Source organism: Marivita lacus (assembly GCF_014637725.1).
GTDB classification, from domain to species: Bacteria; Pseudomonadota; Alphaproteobacteria; order Rhodobacterales; family Rhodobacteraceae; genus Marivita; species Marivita lacus.
The window spans coordinates 65,389-80,528 of sequence record NZ_BMFC01000004.1; the positions used below are offsets into that span (position 1 = coordinate 65,389).

The 15,140-nt window shown below is 61.9% G+C and carries 15 protein-coding genes, 1 tRNA gene and 1 pseudogene; 9 read left to right on the forward strand and 8 right to left on the reverse strand.

The window, feature by feature from the left end; genetic code table 11:
* Positions 1-6: 6 nt before the first annotated feature.
* Entirely contained in the window at positions 7-1,374 is a 1,368-nt protein-coding gene (locus tag IEV82_RS10165) for an aspartate aminotransferase family protein (RefSeq protein ID WP_188481925.1), read from the reverse strand.
* 126 nt (positions 1,375-1,500) lie between these two features.
* On the opposite strand from IEV82_RS10165, the gene IEV82_RS10170 reads away from it, so the two are divergent.
* Positions 1,501-2,532, forward strand: coding sequence for a histone deacetylase family protein (locus IEV82_RS10170; protein WP_188481926.1), 1,032 nt, complete (start codon positions 1,501-1,503; stop codon positions 2,530-2,532).
* Here IEV82_RS10170 and IEV82_RS10175 read toward each other — a convergent pair.
* From IEV82_RS10175 to IEV82_RS10185, 3 genes are all read right to left on the reverse strand, one after another.
* Positions 2,529-3,212 carry a GNAT family N-acetyltransferase gene (locus IEV82_RS10175; protein WP_188481927.1) on the reverse strand — a complete coding sequence of 228 codons (684 nt, stop codon included), beginning with the start codon at positions 3,210-3,212 and terminating at the stop codon, positions 2,529-2,531. The two genes, IEV82_RS10170 and IEV82_RS10175, sit on opposite strands and share 4 nt — an antisense overlap.
* Complete coding sequence (menC, locus tag IEV82_RS10180; RefSeq protein ID WP_188481928.1) at positions 3,209-4,324, reverse strand: o-succinylbenzoate synthase; 1,116 nt, start codon at positions 4,322-4,324, stop codon at positions 3,209-3,211. Before menC ends, IEV82_RS10175 begins: the two co-directional genes overlap by 4 nt.
* A 69-nt stretch (positions 4,325-4,393) precedes the next feature.
* The gene (locus IEV82_RS10185) at positions 4,394-4,606 is read right to left on the reverse strand and encodes a hypothetical protein (RefSeq protein ID WP_229747749.1); all 213 of its coding nucleotides are present in this window, start codon (positions 4,604-4,606) and stop codon (positions 4,394-4,396) included.
* Between the two features lie 182 nt (positions 4,607-4,788).
* On the opposite strand from IEV82_RS10185, the gene IEV82_RS10190 reads away from it, so the two are divergent.
* Positions 4,789-5,733 (forward strand): CAP domain-containing protein, encoded by a 945-nt coding sequence (locus IEV82_RS10190; RefSeq protein ID WP_188481930.1) that lies wholly within the window; start codon positions 4,789-4,791, stop codon positions 5,731-5,733.
* A gap of 273 nt (positions 5,734-6,006) precedes the next feature.
* Here IEV82_RS10190 and IEV82_RS10195 read toward each other — a convergent pair whose 3' ends face one another.
* Positions 6,007-6,204, reverse strand: coding sequence for a CsbD family protein (locus tag IEV82_RS10195; protein ID WP_188481931.1), 198 nt, complete (start codon positions 6,202-6,204; stop codon positions 6,007-6,009).
* 382 nt (positions 6,205-6,586) lie between these two features.
* On the opposite strand from IEV82_RS10195, the gene IEV82_RS10200 reads away from it, so the two are divergent.
* The 4 genes from IEV82_RS10200 (at position 6,587) to IEV82_RS10210 (ending at position 8,962) form a co-directional block, all read left to right on the forward strand.
* On the forward strand, positions 6,587-6,880 hold the full coding sequence (locus IEV82_RS10200; protein WP_188481932.1) for a hypothetical protein: 294 nt from the start codon (positions 6,587-6,589) through the stop codon (positions 6,878-6,880).
* Positions 6,881-7,088: 208 nt separating this feature from the next.
* Positions 7,089-7,961, forward strand: a complete 873-nt coding sequence (locus IEV82_RS10205; protein WP_188482136.1) for a DUF6692 family protein — start codon at positions 7,089-7,091, stop codon at positions 7,959-7,961.
* 21 nt (positions 7,962-7,982) lie between these two features.
* Entirely contained in the window at positions 7,983-8,111 is a 129-nt protein-coding gene (locus tag IEV82_RS23905) for a hypothetical protein (protein WP_268236114.1), read from the forward strand.
* 32 nt (positions 8,112-8,143) lie between these two features.
* Positions 8,144-8,962 (forward strand): MauE/DoxX family redox-associated membrane protein, encoded by an 819-nt coding sequence (locus IEV82_RS10210; protein ID WP_188481933.1) that lies wholly within the window; start codon positions 8,144-8,146, stop codon positions 8,960-8,962.
* 54 nt (positions 8,963-9,016) lie between these two features.
* Here the strand turns inward: IEV82_RS10210 and IEV82_RS10215 are convergent.
* Positions 9,017-9,319, reverse strand: a pseudogene (locus IEV82_RS10215) (tyrosine-type recombinase/integrase); the annotation flags it as partial.
* A gap of 391 nt (positions 9,320-9,710) precedes the next feature.
* Between IEV82_RS10215 and IEV82_RS10220 the strand changes: the two are divergent.
* The 3 genes from IEV82_RS10220 to IEV82_RS10230 are packed head-to-tail and all read left to right on the forward strand — an operon-like array spanning position 9,711 to position 12,555.
* Positions 9,711-10,691 (forward strand): sialic acid TRAP transporter substrate-binding protein SiaP, encoded by a 981-nt coding sequence (locus IEV82_RS10220; RefSeq protein WP_188481935.1) that lies wholly within the window; start codon positions 9,711-9,713, stop codon positions 10,689-10,691.
* Between the two features lie 58 nt (positions 10,692-10,749).
* Complete coding sequence (locus tag IEV82_RS10225) at positions 10,750-11,268, forward strand: TRAP transporter small permease (protein ID WP_229747750.1); 519 nt, start codon at positions 10,750-10,752, stop codon at positions 11,266-11,268.
* Positions 11,269-11,277: 9 nt separating this feature from the next.
* Complete coding sequence (locus IEV82_RS10230; protein ID WP_229747751.1) at positions 11,278-12,555, forward strand: TRAP transporter large permease; 1,278 nt, start codon at positions 11,278-11,280, stop codon at positions 12,553-12,555.
* Positions 12,556-12,729: 174 nt separating this feature from the next.
* Here IEV82_RS10230 and IEV82_RS10235 read toward each other — a convergent pair.
* Positions 12,730-12,806 (reverse strand) — tRNA-Arg (locus IEV82_RS10235).
* Positions 12,807-12,951: 145 nt separating this feature from the next.
* A complete protein-coding gene (locus tag IEV82_RS10240; protein ID WP_188481936.1) occupies positions 12,952-15,099 on the reverse strand; it encodes a malate synthase G in 2,148 nt (715 codons plus the stop codon).
* Positions 15,100-15,140 lie beyond the last annotated feature (41 nt).

Genomic DNA, 15,140 nt, shown 5'->3' on the forward strand with positions numbered 1-15,140 from the left:
ACAGGATCAGGTCGACAACTCAGCGGAGAACCCGTCGAGGCTGCGTTCAACCACCGACAGGATCTCGCGGATCTGCGGTGCCTTGATGATCAGCGGCGGGCAGAAGGCCATGGCGTCCATCATGTTGCGCGAAATCAACCCGTTCTTGAGGAAATGCACGTTCAGCCCCGCACCCAGCTTGCCGGGGGCAAACTCGTCCTTGCGGCCTTCGGGGGCGACGATCTCCAATGCGGCGATGAGGCCGACGCCGCGCGCTTCGCCCACCAGCGGGTGATCGGTGAATTTGGCCAGTCCAGCCTGCAATTCGGCCCCGCGTTCGGCGGCATTGTCCACGAGATTGCGTTCTTCGATGATGCTCAGGTTTTCAAGCGCCACCGCAGCCCCCACCGGATGCGCGCCGCCGGTATAGCCGTGACCCAGCACGCCGATGCGCCCGGATTCGTCGGCGATGGGCGCATAGACCTCTTCGGTCATCATGAAGGCCGAGAACGGGAAGTAGGACGAGGTGATCTGCTTGGACATGGTCATGATGTCGGGCTTGATGTTGTAGGTTTCACAGCCAAACATCCTGCCGGTGCGACCAAACCCACAAATCACCTCGTCGGCGATCAGCAGGATCTCGTACTTGCCCAGAACCTTCTGGATCTTCTCCCAATAGGTCTTGGGGGGAACCACCACGCCACCTGCGCCCATCAGAGGTTCGGCGATGAAGGCGGCGATCGTGTCGGGCCCTTCGGCCTGGATCATCGCATCGAGGTCGTCGGCACAGCGGGTCGCGAACTGTTCCTCGCTCTCGCCCTCCTGCCCCTCGCGCCAGTAATGCGGGCAGGTGGTGTGCAGGATGCCCGGCAGCGGCAGGTCGAAGGATTTGTGGTTATAGGGAAGCCCGGTCATCGATGCGGAGGCAATCGTGACCCCGTGATAGCCGCGAATGCGCGAGATCACCTTTTTCTTCTCCGGCTTGCCCATGGAGTTGGAGCGGTACCAGACCATCTTGAGGATCGTGTCGTTCGCCTCGGACCCGGAATTGGTGAAGAACACCTTGCTCATCGGCACCGGCGCCATGCCGATCAGCTTTTCCGCCAGATCGATCGCAGGCCCGTGCGAGCGATGCGCGAAGTTGTGGTAATAAGGCAGCTTGCTCATCTGCCGTGTCGCGGCGTCGATCAGGCGCTGTTCATTGAAGCCGACCGCCACGCTCCAGAGGCCGGACATGCCCTCGATATACTTGTTGCCATGGGTGTCGAAGACGTGCACGCCCTCGCCCCGGTCCATGATCAGCGGGCCGTTCTGTTCATGCACGCGCGGGTTGGTATAGCCGTGGAAATGATAGGCGATGTCGCGGGCTTCGTCGGAATTCGGGCGCAGATCCATGGGGCACATCTTTCACAATGTCGGAAGGTCTCGCGATACTGGTAACGGGTCCGGGGCTGGCATGGCAAGCCGGATCGCGGCATGATGGGCTGACATAACGACCCAGATGACGTCAGGAGATCTTGCTTGAAAACCTATTTCGACCCGCGCCAGCTTGGCCACCGTCCCGAGGTCTATTACCGGGGCGGCGCGCCGATGCCGCATCCCGAACAGCCCGAACGCGCGATCCTGCTGCGCGACATGCTGCTGGCAAACGGGTTTTCGGTCGACGCGCCCGGTGATTTCGGTACCGGGCCGATCAAGGCGGTGCACGACCCCGCCTATGTCGACTTCTTCGTAGATGCCCATGCCCGCTTTCTGGCCGAGGCTCCCGAGGGCGCGATGGGCATCCCGACGCGCCATCCCGGCACGCGGCGCGGGCGCTGCCCCACCGACATCAACGGCGCAATGGGCTGGTGGATGACCGACACCTCCACGCCGCTGACCGCCGACACCTATCCGTCGATCTACTGGTCGGCGCAAACCGCGCTTGCCGCTGCGGATGACGTGATCAAAGGTGCCCGCGCCGCCTATGGGCTAAGCCGCCCGCCGGGCCATCATGCGATGAAGGACTGCGCCAACGGGTTCTGTTTCTTCAACAACGCCGCCATCGCCGCGCATCACCTGCGGGGCACATGGGACAAGGTGGCGCTGCTGGATGTGGATGTGCATACCGGCAATGGCAGCCTCGACATCTTCTACGACCGGGGCGACGTGTTCTTCTGCTCATTGCATCCTGACCCCGCGGTCTATCCGACCTTCTACCTTGGCTATGCCGACGAAACCGGCGAAGGTGACGGCGCGGGGGCCACGCGCAACGAAGTGCTGAACATGGGCGATGGCGAGACCGAAGTGCTGGCGGCCCTTGACCGGGGGATTGCCGCGATCCAGGCGTTCGGCGCAGAGGCGCTGGTGGTGTCATTGGGCTTTGACATGGCAGCCGACGATCCGCTGGCGGCGGTGCAGGTCTATGCGGATGGCTTTGCCGAGATGGCCCGCCGCATCGCCGCGATGGGTCTGCCGACAGTGCTCATTCAGGAGGGCGGCTATCTTGGCCCATCGCTGCGCGATAATGCCCAAGGATTCCTGACCACGTTCCGCAACGCCATCGATGGCTAGGCGCGGGCGAGGAGGTACGCGTTCTGTGACCGGTCGAACCCTGCGATCTGCAATCCGTCGGCAAAGGCGCCTTCCAACGCCGTGCGAATGCGCAGACGTTCGGCAAGGGCCGCGCCGGGATCATCCAAGGCAAGCTTTGCGAAATCGGCAGGGATTGGCACCGTTCCGGCGGGTGTGGCCTCTGCATCCGCAGGCCGCGTCAAATCCCACTCGGCCAGCAACCGATCCGAAGGTAACCCCGCGTTGATGCCCTCCATCACGCCGTAATAATCGCGGTAATAGGTCCGCGCGGTGGCCCCGAGCCGGTGAATGTTCAGCACCGCATTGGCGCGCCGCGCCGGATCATAGGTCCAGCGCACCCGGCTGATGCCGCGCGCAAGGCACCACTCCTTCTGATAAAGCTTCATCCGCAGGCCAAGCCCCTGCCCCTGCCAGTCGGGATGCACCCCCAGCCGGTGCGAATGCTGCGCAGCAGACTCGCTGGTCGGAAAGGCGAACAGGAACGCCACCATCCGGCCCCCGTCAAAGGCCCCGGCGACCAGCCCGCCCTCGTGCTGGATTGCCAGCAACATGTCGGAATTGTCGGGCGGATCATCCGCACCCCAGACCGCGCGCTGGAACGCCTCGGACGCCTTCATCTCGGCCAGCGAGGCCAGATCGCGCAGCACCAGACCGGTCATGCGGTCCAGACCTCGATCACCTCGGACACCGCATCCAGCGCCACATGATCCAGCGTCACCCCGATCCCCGGCCCCGGTGGCACCGGCATCAGCCCGTCCGTCGCCTCGAGCGGTTCGTTCACGATATCGCGCGCGAAATAACGGCTGGCGCTTGATGTGTCGCCGGGCTTGGTGAAGTTGGGCAGCGTCGCGAGGTGGATGTTATGCGCCCGCCCCACCCCGCTTTCGAGCATGCCGCCGCACCAGACCGGCGCGCCGAAGGCAGCACTCACATCATGGATCGCGCGCGCTTCGGCAATCCCTCCGACGCGGCCCACCTTGATGTTGATGACCCGCGCAGCACCCATTTGCAGCGCGATGCGCGCGTCCTTGGCGGTGCGGATGCTCTCGTCGAGACAGATCGCGGTGTTCAGCGCTGCCTGCACCTGCACGTGATCGAGGATGTCGTCGAAGGCCAGGGGCTGTTCGATGTAATCAAGGTCGAACGCATCCATCCCGCGCAGGACCGGCAGGTCGGACAGCGTGTAGTCGGTGTTGGCATCGACCGTGAGCTTTATGTCCGGAAATTCGGCACGTACGCCTGCCAGCAACGTCAGATCATGCCCCTGTTTGATCTTCAGCTTGACCCGCCGATAGCCCTGCGCCTGCGCCTCGGCGATCCGGTCGAGCGTCACATCCAGCGGCGCGATGCCAAGGCTCACCCCCACCTCGATCCGGTCGCGCACACCGCCCAGCAGGTGACAGAGCGGCTGGTTCAGCGACCGCGCCCAGAGGTCCCAGACCGCCATCTCGACCACCGCCTTGGCCATCCGGTTGCCGCGCCACGGCGCCAGCAGCGGGGCGATGTCCGAAGGGCTGCCGATGCGCAGTCCCACAAGCCTGGGCAGCACCGCGTTGCGCAAGAGATCCAGCGCCCCAGCGATGGTTTCCTCGAGATAGTCGGGCAGCGGGTCCATCACCCCTTCGGCCATGCCGTCCACACCCTCGCCGCGCAACACCAGCAGCGGAAAGGTCTTGTGCGTCATCGTCCCGGTGGAGATCACGAAGGGCGTCAGCAGGGGCAGATGCACAAGGCGCAGTTCGGCCCGTTCGATCTTGATGGCATGAGTCATGCAACACTGGTAGGACAGAGCACGCAAACGGGCAATCCTCCGGTTCGGAGAATGTGGTGCAAGTTCAGTTCAGACGACCTTCTTGACGGCAAAGATCGGCCCGTCGGTCCCGCCCATCCCGCGCCCAAGCACATCGACCTGCGTCAACCCGACAGAACTTGGATCGGACAGGTCGAGAACCAGGTAGCTGGCCGAGGATTTCGTCTGATCGGGAAGCGGCACCTTCCATTGGTTGAGTACCGTCACATCGTCAGCCTGACGAAAGGTGTCGTTGGTGGGCATTCCGGAGGATGTATTTGTGCTCGCGTGAAAGAAATCTGACCTGGCATCTTTGAAAGCATGCAACCTGGTGATTATCCCGCGGATACATCCGTCAATGGCGGAACGAACACCTTTTCCATCGGTTGAGTGGTTGGCGCTATAAACGGGTGACTGCGATGATTGAGCACGGTGGAGGGACGACCTTGAGCAAACTTCGGGCTTTCGCACCCTTTGCCTTGGCATTGGGAATGCTGGGGGCAAGCGTCGGATACGCAGTCGCGCAGGAAACTGGGGATATCTCGGCGTTACGGCAGGAGGCGCTTGATCTGACCAATGCCGCGCGTGCCGAGGCGGGACTTTCCGAACTCGGACCCAGCGAATTGTTGAATGAGGTCGCGCAGGGCCATGCGACCGACATGCTCGAAAGGGACTACTACGCTCACGTGACGCCCGAAGGAGAAACGCCCTTCGAGCGTTTGCTTGCGGCGGGAGGAAGCCGCTGGGGGCTCAGCGGTGAAAACATCGCGAAATGCGAAGGCTGTCCGACCCCACCGGAGCTCGCTCGGGTGCGCGCCTTTCACGAAGGCTGGATGCAAAGCCCCGGCCATCGCGAGAACATTCTGTCCGAGGGCTTTGACAGTTTCGGGTTCGGGATCGTTGGGCGAGGCGACGAGATTTATGCCGTGCAGACGTTTTTCGGTCCCGGCGCGGATTCAGCGGGGGATGGCGACGCCGAACGGCTGACACTTAAGGCCGCGCGGGATCTGGCACTTGATGAAATCAACGCGGCGCGCGCGGCTGCCGGACATGATCGGCTCGAACGCAGTGATGCCTTGGACAGCGTCGCCGAGCGGGTACTGGCGCGCCTCGCCGGCGACGCCGAAGCGCTGCCCAAAAATGTATTCGGATTGTTGCCCGAAGGGGCATCTGGATGGACGAGCCTCGCGCTGCAAAGCGCCAGCCTCGGCGGAACGGGAGCCACCCTGACGCGAGAAGATGTTGCCGCGATCATCTCCGAATGGGTTGCTGCGGGCTCAGGGTCCGAAAGATCGCTCGGCAGCGCAGCCGCATCGCATTTCGGCTTCGCGGCAGAGGCCGCAGGTGGCGGACGAAGCTCGGCGGTCGCCGTATTCGGGGGGCGCAAGTAGGTATCGGAAACCGCTGCCAGCCGGTTTGTCGGATTGATTGCGAAGAGTTCATGAACCCCGGCGTCGGAGGGTGACCGGACCTGCCATTCGCTGCGCCCGCAATGGCGAGCGCCACCCGGGTGTACCCTCAGGGATAAAAGTCGAAAGATTGATTTGCAGGTAAGTCTGTGAAACCCGCCAAAGTAGAAAGCACGCCGCGAAGGCGACGTGCAGTCTATAAGTTCTGTTCATTGATGTGCGTACAGAGCCGCCGCCATAATGGCAGAACGACATCTATTGTTTTGCAGCGTACTCGTCCACCTGTTGCTTGGCTTCCTCTTTTCCGATGCCGTAGCGCTCCTGAATCTTGCCGACGAGTTGGTCGTAATTTCCTTCGGCTTGCTGTATTTCATCGTCAGTCAGCTTGCCCCAGTTCTCCTTGATGGAGCCGGTCATCTGCTTCCAATTGCCTTTGATCTGGTCCCAGTTCATCATTCTCTCCTTATTTGCATCTTCCTCTCCTAAACACGCATCCAGCCCTGAGGGTTCCACGGATTGTTACCAGCCGTTCTGTTTGAACCTCTGGCGGGGGCCGTTTGATTTCAGGATCGCGCCGATGGTAAGTCTGCCCATATGTCCGACTTTACCAACCGCCCTCATATTGACCGACATTCCCCAAGTCGGCTGCCGGCGGGTAGCAAGATTGAACCGCACAGGATCAGGCTTTTTTCGCCCCGAGCGCCGTCTGCGGTCGTGCAAACGCCTTGAACTGGGCGGATCTGGCCGTGAACCCGCAGCGTCCTTGGGGAAGGACCGCTGAGACCTCGACTCGCACTGACATCCGCAAGCCGAACAGGAGATCGACCTGCCCTGAATGACTGCCTTGCGCGAGGCGGCGGAGATGCGGGTGTCCGCACCCGGAGCCTTGGACCTGCTGCCGTCCGTTCCGGTGGACCCGGCGCGGATCGATCTGGAGAGTTTCCTGGCTGACGATCTGCGGGGGCGGATCAGACAGTATTTCGCCATGGACGTCACGCTGTGCTGGACTGTGCGGCGCGGGGCCGAAGCGCAGATTGGCATACCTGTCATGGCAGCGGGGCGCGTTGAAAACCATCCCGTCAACCGACGTGTGAGCCAGCGCGATGATCTGGTCATCACCGTCATGTAGCATGTGCTTTTCGACCAGTTCGAACCCCACGGGCGAGAGATCCGGCGCTGACAACCGAATTGCGATGTCCTGCTCTGCCCTTCCAGTCGTGCAAGTCAGTCCAGGTTGGAACCTTCTACACAACATTGGGTTGGTCGTACAAATATGATCCCGAAGGAGCATTCAGGACATCATGGCACGGGAAGACGGAAAACACGAGAGTGGCGGGATGGGATATGGTCGTTTCGCCGCCATGATCGCGACCTCGACGGTTGTCATGTTTGGGCTTATGTACCTGAACACCTACCTCGTCAGCCACGCCTACTGGTCGGAGACGCGGGGGTACATGGCGTTGCTGATGGGCGCGACCATGGCGATCATCATGCTCGCCTTCATGCTCAAGATGTATTCCAACAAGGCTGTGAACGCGGCGATCTTCGCCGGAGCGGCCATCGCGTTCGCCTTGACCCTCTGGCTGGTGCGCAGCCAGGCCACAATAGGCGATGCCAGCTACATGCGCGCGATGATCCCGCACCATTCCATCGCCATCATGACGTCGAGCCGGGCGAACATCTCCGATCCGCGCGTCCGCAAGCTGGCCGATGAGATCATCTACGCGCAGGACAAGGAAATAGCAGAAATGCGCTGGCTCATCAGCGATCTGGATACCGGAGGCGTCGTACAGGAACAGCAGAGCGGCTCCGCCTCCATCGTGTCGCTGGAAGAGGCGCTGTCGAGCGCGCATCTCGCCGTGCTCGATCCCGGTTTTCTGACCGATGCGGATCTTGCCCAGCTCTTCCCCGATGGACCCGCCTGCACCTTCTCCTACACACAGACCAGCCCGCCGGTGCTGGCCATCGGCGACGATGGCGCGGCCTTCGTCAAGCTCAGCGGCGATCTGGTCCAGCTCGATGCCGAAGATACTGCCGCGCTCTCGACCGGTCCGACGCTAACGGCGGACGGGATTACCCTCGGCCTGACCGCGCCTGGCGGAGACGCCTTGCTGGACGCCTTCGAAGAGCGCCAAGAGACCGACCTTACGCTCTCGCTCGATGCGGGTCTGCGCGCGGGATACCGCGGCGTTTACGGCTGTGCGAGCTGAAGCGGAACCAAGGAGACCGACATGATGCAGCATGACGAAATGATGGAGGGCATGGGCTGGATGATGGGGGGCGTGGGTCTGATAACCGTGCTTGTCGTGATCTTCCTGATCGCCGGCATTGTCTATTTCGTCCGCAACTCACGCCGGTGACCCGCACCGTTCCAATCGAATGAGGTAAGGACATGACCGAGACAGACATCAATATCGACCGTCCCGCCCTCGCCCGGGACAAGAGTCGGGGCAGCGAAAAGACTGCATCACTCTACAGGATGGCGATGCCAGGGCATCTCTGCCCGTTCGGCCTGAAGTCGAAGGCTCTGCTGGAACACAAGGGTTATGAGGTTGACGACAACCTGCTGACCTCGAGAGACGAGGTGGAAGCCTACATGAAGGCGCATGGCGTGGAGACGACGCCGCAGGCCTTCATCAACGGTGAGCGGATTGGCGGATTCACCGACCTCAAGAAGCACTTCGGCTACCGCGTTCTCGGCAAGGACGACACGACCTACATGCCGATCATCGCGATCTTCGGAACGACCTTCCTGATGGCCTTGGCAATCATCTGGAATCTCTACGACGGCTTCCCGGTCCTGCCTTTTCTCAAATGGTTCTTCGCGATCTCGATGGTCGTACTGGCGATCCAGAAGCTTCAGGATGTGGGCGGCTTCGTGAACGGATTCCTGGGCTACGACCTGCTCGCGAGGCGCTATGTACCCTACGCCTATGTCTATCCCTTCGCCGAGCTCTGGGCCGGGGTCGGCATGATGGCCCTGATCGGCACCGGCAGCACGTTGATCTGGCTCGTAGCGCCCGTGGGCATCTTCATCGGAACCATCGGCGCGGTCAGCGTCATCAAGGCCGTCTATGTGGAAAAGCGCGACCTGAAATGCGCCTGCGTCGGCGGCGATTCGAACGTGCCGCTCGGGGCGATTTCGCTGTCGGAAAACCTCATCATGGCTGGCATGGGGCTATGGATGCTGGGCATCTGGTTCGCCGGCTGACGAAGGTCAGTGGCGAAAGGCTGTCAGCCCGGAGTGAGCCTACGAACCTGCCTGTCAGATTACCACCGCCTCCGAGAGTGCCAGAACGTCCTCAAGCTGGACACCAATGTAGCGCACAGTGCAGTCCGTCTTCGTATGGCCCAGCAGCGGCTGAACCGCGCGCAGGTTGCCTGTCTTCCGGTAGATATGCGCGACCTTGGTTTGGCGGATCGAGTGGGTGCAGTACAAGCTCGGCTCGAGACCGATTGATCTGACACAATCGCGCCCGAGCCGGGCGTACTGGCGTGTCGAAATATGCAGCCGTTCGTGGAAGTGCCTGAACCAGACGTGTTCCGACCCCGTCATAGCTGGGTCATCCGGCCGCCCCATTGGCGTCTCCGCCAAACGGGGCAAGAAGCTGGCCCAAACAGGGAAAGAAGCCACCATGCAACGTGGGGGGGTCCGAACGGATCCATTTCGATACTGTGCAAGTTCGGATCAAATTCAGTAATGTCGGGATGTCGGACAAGCCGTTCCTTTTGATGCTTAGGGCTCATGAGAAAATTGCACTGTTGGTCGTCTGCCCCGCCATAGCTCGCATAGGGGTCAAAATATTCAATACGGATAATAGTTTGTCGAGAATGGATACATCTCCCAAGTAGGCGAATAGCTCTTGGTATACCTACGCCACGGAGTACGGCCTGGACTGCCCGCTGGAATGAACCTGCGAGAAATTGTGGCTCAGGTCGATCAACGGGAGGAGTCACGGATGACCGGTATCAGCATGAAAAGAAGCTTTGCCATTGCCTGCACTGGAGCCACAGTTTTCGCGGCAGGCGCGCTTCACGCACAGACCCAGATCAGCTGGGCGCATGTCTACGAGACCCAAGAACCATACCATGTCTGGGCTGAATGGGTGGCCGAAGAATTCGCCGAACGCACCGATGGCCGTTATGAAATCGTCGTGCATCCGGCCTCCACGCTCGGTTCGCAGGTGGAGTTGGCCGAGGGGCTCGACCTTGGCACCATCGATATGATGTATGACGGGCAATTCTTCGCGGGCACGCGGTATGGCCCGATGGCACTTGGCAGCGCGCCCTTCGTCTTCGCCGACTATGTCCACTGGGAACGGTATCGCGACTCCGAACTCTTCGAGGATTTGGCCCAAGGTTACCGCGATGCGACCGGCGATGACGTGTTGGCGCTCGTCTATTACGGTCAGCGGCACATGACGTCGAATACGCCGATCAACGTGCCAGAGGATATGGAGGGCATGCAGGTGCGCGTTCCGAACGCGTCGCTTTACACGATGTTCCCGCGCGCTGTCGGCGCGAACCCGACACCCATGGCCTTCAGCGAAGTCTATCTTGGCCTGCAACAAGGCGTCGTCGACGCGCAGGAAAACCCGCTGCCGACAATCCAGGCCCAGCGGTTCCACGAGGTCCAGAGCCACATCACCCTGACCGGGCACATCACCGATGCGCTGCTGACCATCGTGGCTGATCACACCCGCGAGATGATGTCCGACGAGGACTACGCCATCCTGACCGAACTGGTGGTCGAGGGCGCCCTGCGCGCGTCGGACGAGATCCGGCAGTCCGAACTCGATCTCGTGGAATGGTTCCGCAACGAAGGCATCACCGTGATCGAGATCGACACCGCCCCTTTCGAGGAGGCTGTCACCCCGCTGCTGGCAGCGGAAGCAAGCTGGGACGCGGAAACCTACGAACGGCTGCAGGCCCTGCGCTGACGCATGGCGCGGCGCGCGCGGTTTCGGGTGCGCCGTGGGTTCATCGGGGGAGGTGATTGTGACTGAACAGCCTGAAACGCCGCGGCACGACCCGTGGCACAGCATCGATTGGCTGCTGGTCGTCGCGGGCTTCTGGGCGCTTGCCGGGATCGTCTTCGCACAGGTCGTCGCCCGCTATGTCCTTGGCAACTCCATCGGCTGGTCCGAGGAGGTCGCCCGCGCGCTGCTCGTGGCGGTCACCTTCCTCGGCTGCGCTATCGCCATGCGCCGCAATACCCACATCGCCATCGAGGTCGTCTTTGCCTATCTGCCCGCATCGGTGGGGCGGGTGCTGGTGACGGTGATCGACATTCTGAAAATCGGCCTGTCCGGTGCGCTGGTCGTCATGGGTTACACGCTTACCGTGACCACGCGACAGAAGCTGACGTCAATCGACGTGTCCAAAGCGTGGCTTTACGGCCCCGTCACAATGTTTCTCGCGCTGATGACGGTCTATTCGATGCTTGTCGCGTGGCGGCACTGGCGGGATGGCAAGGCCGATATCAGTACCGATACCGGCACGGCACCACGGATCTGAGGACATATCATGGTCATCCTGTTCGGCACGCTGGTCGTGCTGCTCGTCATCGGGTTCCCGGTCGCCTTCGCGCTGATCGGCGCGTCGCTGGCCTTTATTCTGCTTGAAAGCCCACTGCCAATGGTCGTGGTGCTCCATCGCACCATCGGCGGGATCGACAGCTTCACGCTGCTTGCGGTGCCGTTCTTCATTCTCGCGGGCAACCTGATGAACCACGCGGGCATCACCGACCGCATCTTTGATTTCGCCAAGGCCGCGGTCGGATGGATGCGCGGGGGGCTCGGCCATGTGAACGTGGGCGCATCTGTGCTGTTCGCGGGTATGTCCGGAGCCGCCGTGGCTGATGCCGGCGGACTCGGCACGATCGAGGTCAAGGCGATGCGCGAGGCGGGGTACGACAACGACTTCGCCGTGGGGCTGACTGCAGCGTCATCGACCATCGGGCCGCTGATCCCGCCATCGCTGCCGCTGGTGGTGTACGGGGTCAGCTCGCAAGCCTCCATCGGCCAGTTGTTCGCGGCGGGGTTGATCCCGGGCCTGATGATGGCAGCGGCCTTGATGGCCATGGTGACCTATTACGCCCATGTCCGCGGCTACGGGCGAGATACCATCTTCCTGTGGAGCATGCTCGGGACCACGTTTGCACGCGCGTTCCTGTCGCTGCTGACGCCCGTGATCCTTGTGGGCGGCATACTCGGCGGGGTGTTCACGCCCACGGAGGCTGCGGTTGTGGCGTCTGCTTATGCGCTGTTTCTCGGAGTGGTGGTCTACCGCACATTGAACTTCCGCAAGCTGTGGGACATTTCCGTCGACACGATTGAAACGACGGCAGTCGTGCTTTTGATCGTGGGGGCCGCGTCGATCTTCTCTTGGATCCTGACCGCCAACGGTGTGCCGCGCGCGCTGGCGGGGGCAATCCTTGGGCAGACCGAAAGCGTGTTCGTGATTCTGCTGCTGATGAACCTGCTGCTGCTCGCCGTGGGCATCGTAATGGAACCCGTCGCCGCGATCACGATTCTGACACCTGTGCTGCTCCCCATCGCGATTGCACTCGGGCTCGACCCAGTTCATTTCGGGATCATAATGGTGCTGAACCTCATGATTGGGTTGCTGACGCCACCGGTAGGAATGGTGCTTTACGTGCTGGCGCGCGTGACCGAGACCAGCTTCGAAACCGTGGTGCGGGCCACCATGCCGTTCCTGATCCCGCTGGTCGCGGTGCTGATCCTCGTCACCTATGTGCCAGCACTGTCCATGTGGTTGCCCACGTTGCTCTACCGCCAGTGACCCCAATCCAAAGTTCGGCACATGGGTTTTTCTGGGTCCGCTGGCAGAACGGCTTGACGGATGCGAGCATCTCGCCGGAGGTTGGGAATCAACAAGAGTGCCGGCGAAATGCGGTAGACAGGAAATTCACATTCCCTTTTAAAGCATATACTTACGAGAGATTTCCAAGAATAGTGGTGCACCCGAAGGGATTCGAACCCCTGGCCTCTGCCTTCGGAGGGCAGCGCTCTATCCAGCTGAGCTACGGGTGCCTTAGGCTTCTCTACACAGAAGGGTTTGGGGGCGCAAATGCAAATCTTGCTCCGCGCCCCGGTTTCTTGTGTGGACCCGAGCCAACCTTGCCGTACCACGATGCGTCGACGCATCGTGGCGTTTCGGTTGACCGAAACGCGCGGTTTAACCTAGGGCTTTCAACTCCAGACGGCGCTTGTGCAGCACTGGCTCGGTATAGCCCGAGGGCTGCACGCGGCCGGCGAAGACCAGATCACAGGCTGCGTTGAAGGCGATGCTGTCGAAAGCGGGCGCCATGGGCCGATAGGCCGGATCGCCGGCGTTCTGCCCGTCAACCACCGCTGCCATGCGCTGCATGATCTCCATCACATCGTCTTTCGACACGATGCCGTGGTGCAGCCAGTTGGCGATGTGCTGCGCGGAAATCCGGCAGGTGGCGCGGTCTTCCATCAGGCCCACATTGTTGATGTCCGGCACCTTGGAGCAGCCCACGCCCTGATCGACCCAGCGCACCACGTAGCCAAGGATGCCTTGTGCGTTGTTCTCGACCTCGCGGGTGATCTGCTCTTTCGACCATTTCTGGAACGCCGCCATCGGGATGTCGAGGATCATGTCCACATGCGCCCGGCGCCCGCCCTTGCGCAGCCTGGCCTGTACGGCGAACACATCGACCTTGTGGTAGTGCAGCGCGTGCAGCGTGGCGGCGGTGGGCGACGGCACCCATGCACAATTGGCACCGCTCTTGGGGTGTTCGATCTTCTGTTCCAGCATCGCGGCCATCATGTCGGGCATGGCCCACATGCCCTTGCCGATCTGCGCGCGGCCGGAGAGGCCACATTCGAGACCGATATCGACATTGCGGTTCTCGTAGCCGCCGATCCACGCCTTGCGCTTGATGAAATCCTTGCGGCTGAACGGCCCCGCCTCCATGGAGGTGTGGATCTCGTCGCCGGTGCGGTCGAGAAAGCCGGTGTTGATGAAGGCGACGCGATGCTTTGCGGCGCGGATGCATTGTTTCAGGTTCACCGAGGTGCGGCGCTCCTCGTCCATGATCCCCAGCTTGACGGTGTATTGCGGCAGGCCCAGCGCCTGTTCGACAAAGGTGAAGGTCTCGTCGGCAAAGGCCACTTCGTCGGGACCGTGCATCTTGGGTTTGACCACATAGACCGAGCCATTGTGCGAATTGCGCAGGCCTTCGGTCTTTTGCAGGTCATGCCTGGCAATCAGCGTGGTGATCATCGCGTCCATCAGACCTTCGAAGATCTCGGACCCGTCGCGCAGCAGGATCGCCGGGTTGGTCATCAGGTGGCCGACATTGCGCACCAGCATCAGGGCGCGGCCCTTGATCGTGACGGTGCCACCATCGGGCGCGGTGTAGGTCAGATCGGGGTTGAGCGCGCGGGTGACGGTCTTTCCACCCTTCTCGAAGCTGTCCTGCAGATCGCCTTTCATCAGGCCCAGCCAGTTGGCATAGGCCAGCGTCTTGTCCTCGGCGTCGACGCAGGCCACGGAATCCTCGCAATCCATGATTGCGGACACGGCGCTTTCAAGACGCACATCGGCCAGACCAGCCTGATCGCGGCTGCCGATGAAATGCGTGCGGTCGAAGACCAGTTCGACATGCAGCCCGTTGTTGCGAAGCAGCACCGCGTCGGGGGCCTTGGGGTGGCCCGTGTAGCCGATGAACTTTTCCGGCTGTGCCAGCGGCATGTCATCCACCAGCAGCGCCCCGCCCTGCACGTAATAGCGACGGGCGTCGGCATGGCTGCCGCCGTCGATCGGGAAGGCCTCGTCGAGGAACACGCGGGCGCGGGCCACCACACGGGCGCCGCGGCCCTTGTCATAGCCGCCTTTGGGCGCGGGCGTGCCCATCGCATCGGTGCCGTAGAACCCGTCATAAAGACTGCCCCAGCGGGCATTTGCGGCGTTCAGCGCGTAGCGCGCATTCGTGATCGGCACGACAAGCTGCGGACCGGGAACCGACGCGAATTCGGGATCGGTGTTCTGTGTCTCGATCTCGAAATCATCACCTTCGGGCAGCAGGTAGCCGATCTCGGACAGGAAGGCCTTGTAGGCCTCGTGGTCGTGCGGCTGGTTGCGGTGGCGGATATGCCACTCGTCGATCTGTTTCTGCAGCGTTTCGCGGGTTTCGAGCAGGGCTGCGTTCCTGGGCCCGTAGTCATGCGCAAGCGTGGAGAACGCGCTCCAGAACGCGTCAGGATCGACGCCGGTGCCGGGCAGCGCCTGCCCTTCGATGAAGTCAAGAAGCGTCTGGTCGATCTGCAATCCGTGACGGTCGATGCGTGTGCCCATGGCTGTGGTCCCCTCGCTGTATACGGCGGTATTCCATTAGG

Bases quoted from the DNA above. Each gene is read 5' to 3' on its own strand.
- IEV82_RS10165 (WP_188481925.1), bottom strand. From the start codon at position 1,374: ATGGATCTGCGCCCGAATTCCGACGAAGCCCGCGACATCGCCTATCAT.
- IEV82_RS10210 (WP_188481933.1), top strand. From the start codon at position 8,144: ATGACCGAGACAGACATCAATATCGACCGTCCCGCCCTCGCCCGGGAC.
- IEV82_RS10240 (WP_188481936.1), bottom strand. From the start codon at position 15,099: ATGGGCACACGCATCGACCGTCACGGATTGCAGATCGACCAGACGCTT.
- IEV82_RS10185 (WP_229747749.1), bottom strand. From the start codon at position 4,606: ATGCCCACCAACGACACCTTTCGTCAGGCTGACGATGTGACGGTACTC.
- IEV82_RS10175 (WP_188481927.1), bottom strand. From the start codon at position 3,212: ATGACCGGTCTGGTGCTGCGCGATCTGGCCTCGCTGGCCGAGATGAAG.
- IEV82_RS23905 (WP_268236114.1), top strand. From the start codon at position 7,983: ATGATGCAGCATGACGAAATGATGGAGGGCATGGGCTGGATGATGGGG.
- IEV82_RS10195 (WP_188481931.1), bottom strand. From the start codon at position 6,204: ATGAACTGGGACCAGATCAAAGGCAATTGGAAGCAGATGACCGGCTCC.
- IEV82_RS10205 (WP_188482136.1), top strand. From the start codon at position 7,089: ATGGGATATGGTCGTTTCGCCGCCATGATCGCGACCTCGACGGTTGTC.
- IEV82_RS10230 (WP_229747751.1), top strand. From the start codon at position 11,278: ATGGTCATCCTGTTCGGCACGCTGGTCGTGCTGCTCGTCATCGGGTTC.
- IEV82_RS10200 (WP_188481932.1), top strand. From the start codon at position 6,587: ATGACTGCCTTGCGCGAGGCGGCGGAGATGCGGGTGTCCGCACCCGGA.
- IEV82_RS10220 (WP_188481935.1), top strand. From the start codon at position 9,711: ATGACCGGTATCAGCATGAAAAGAAGCTTTGCCATTGCCTGCACTGGA.
- menC (WP_188481928.1), bottom strand. From the start codon at position 4,324: ATGACTCATGCCATCAAGATCGAACGGGCCGAACTGCGCCTTGTGCAT.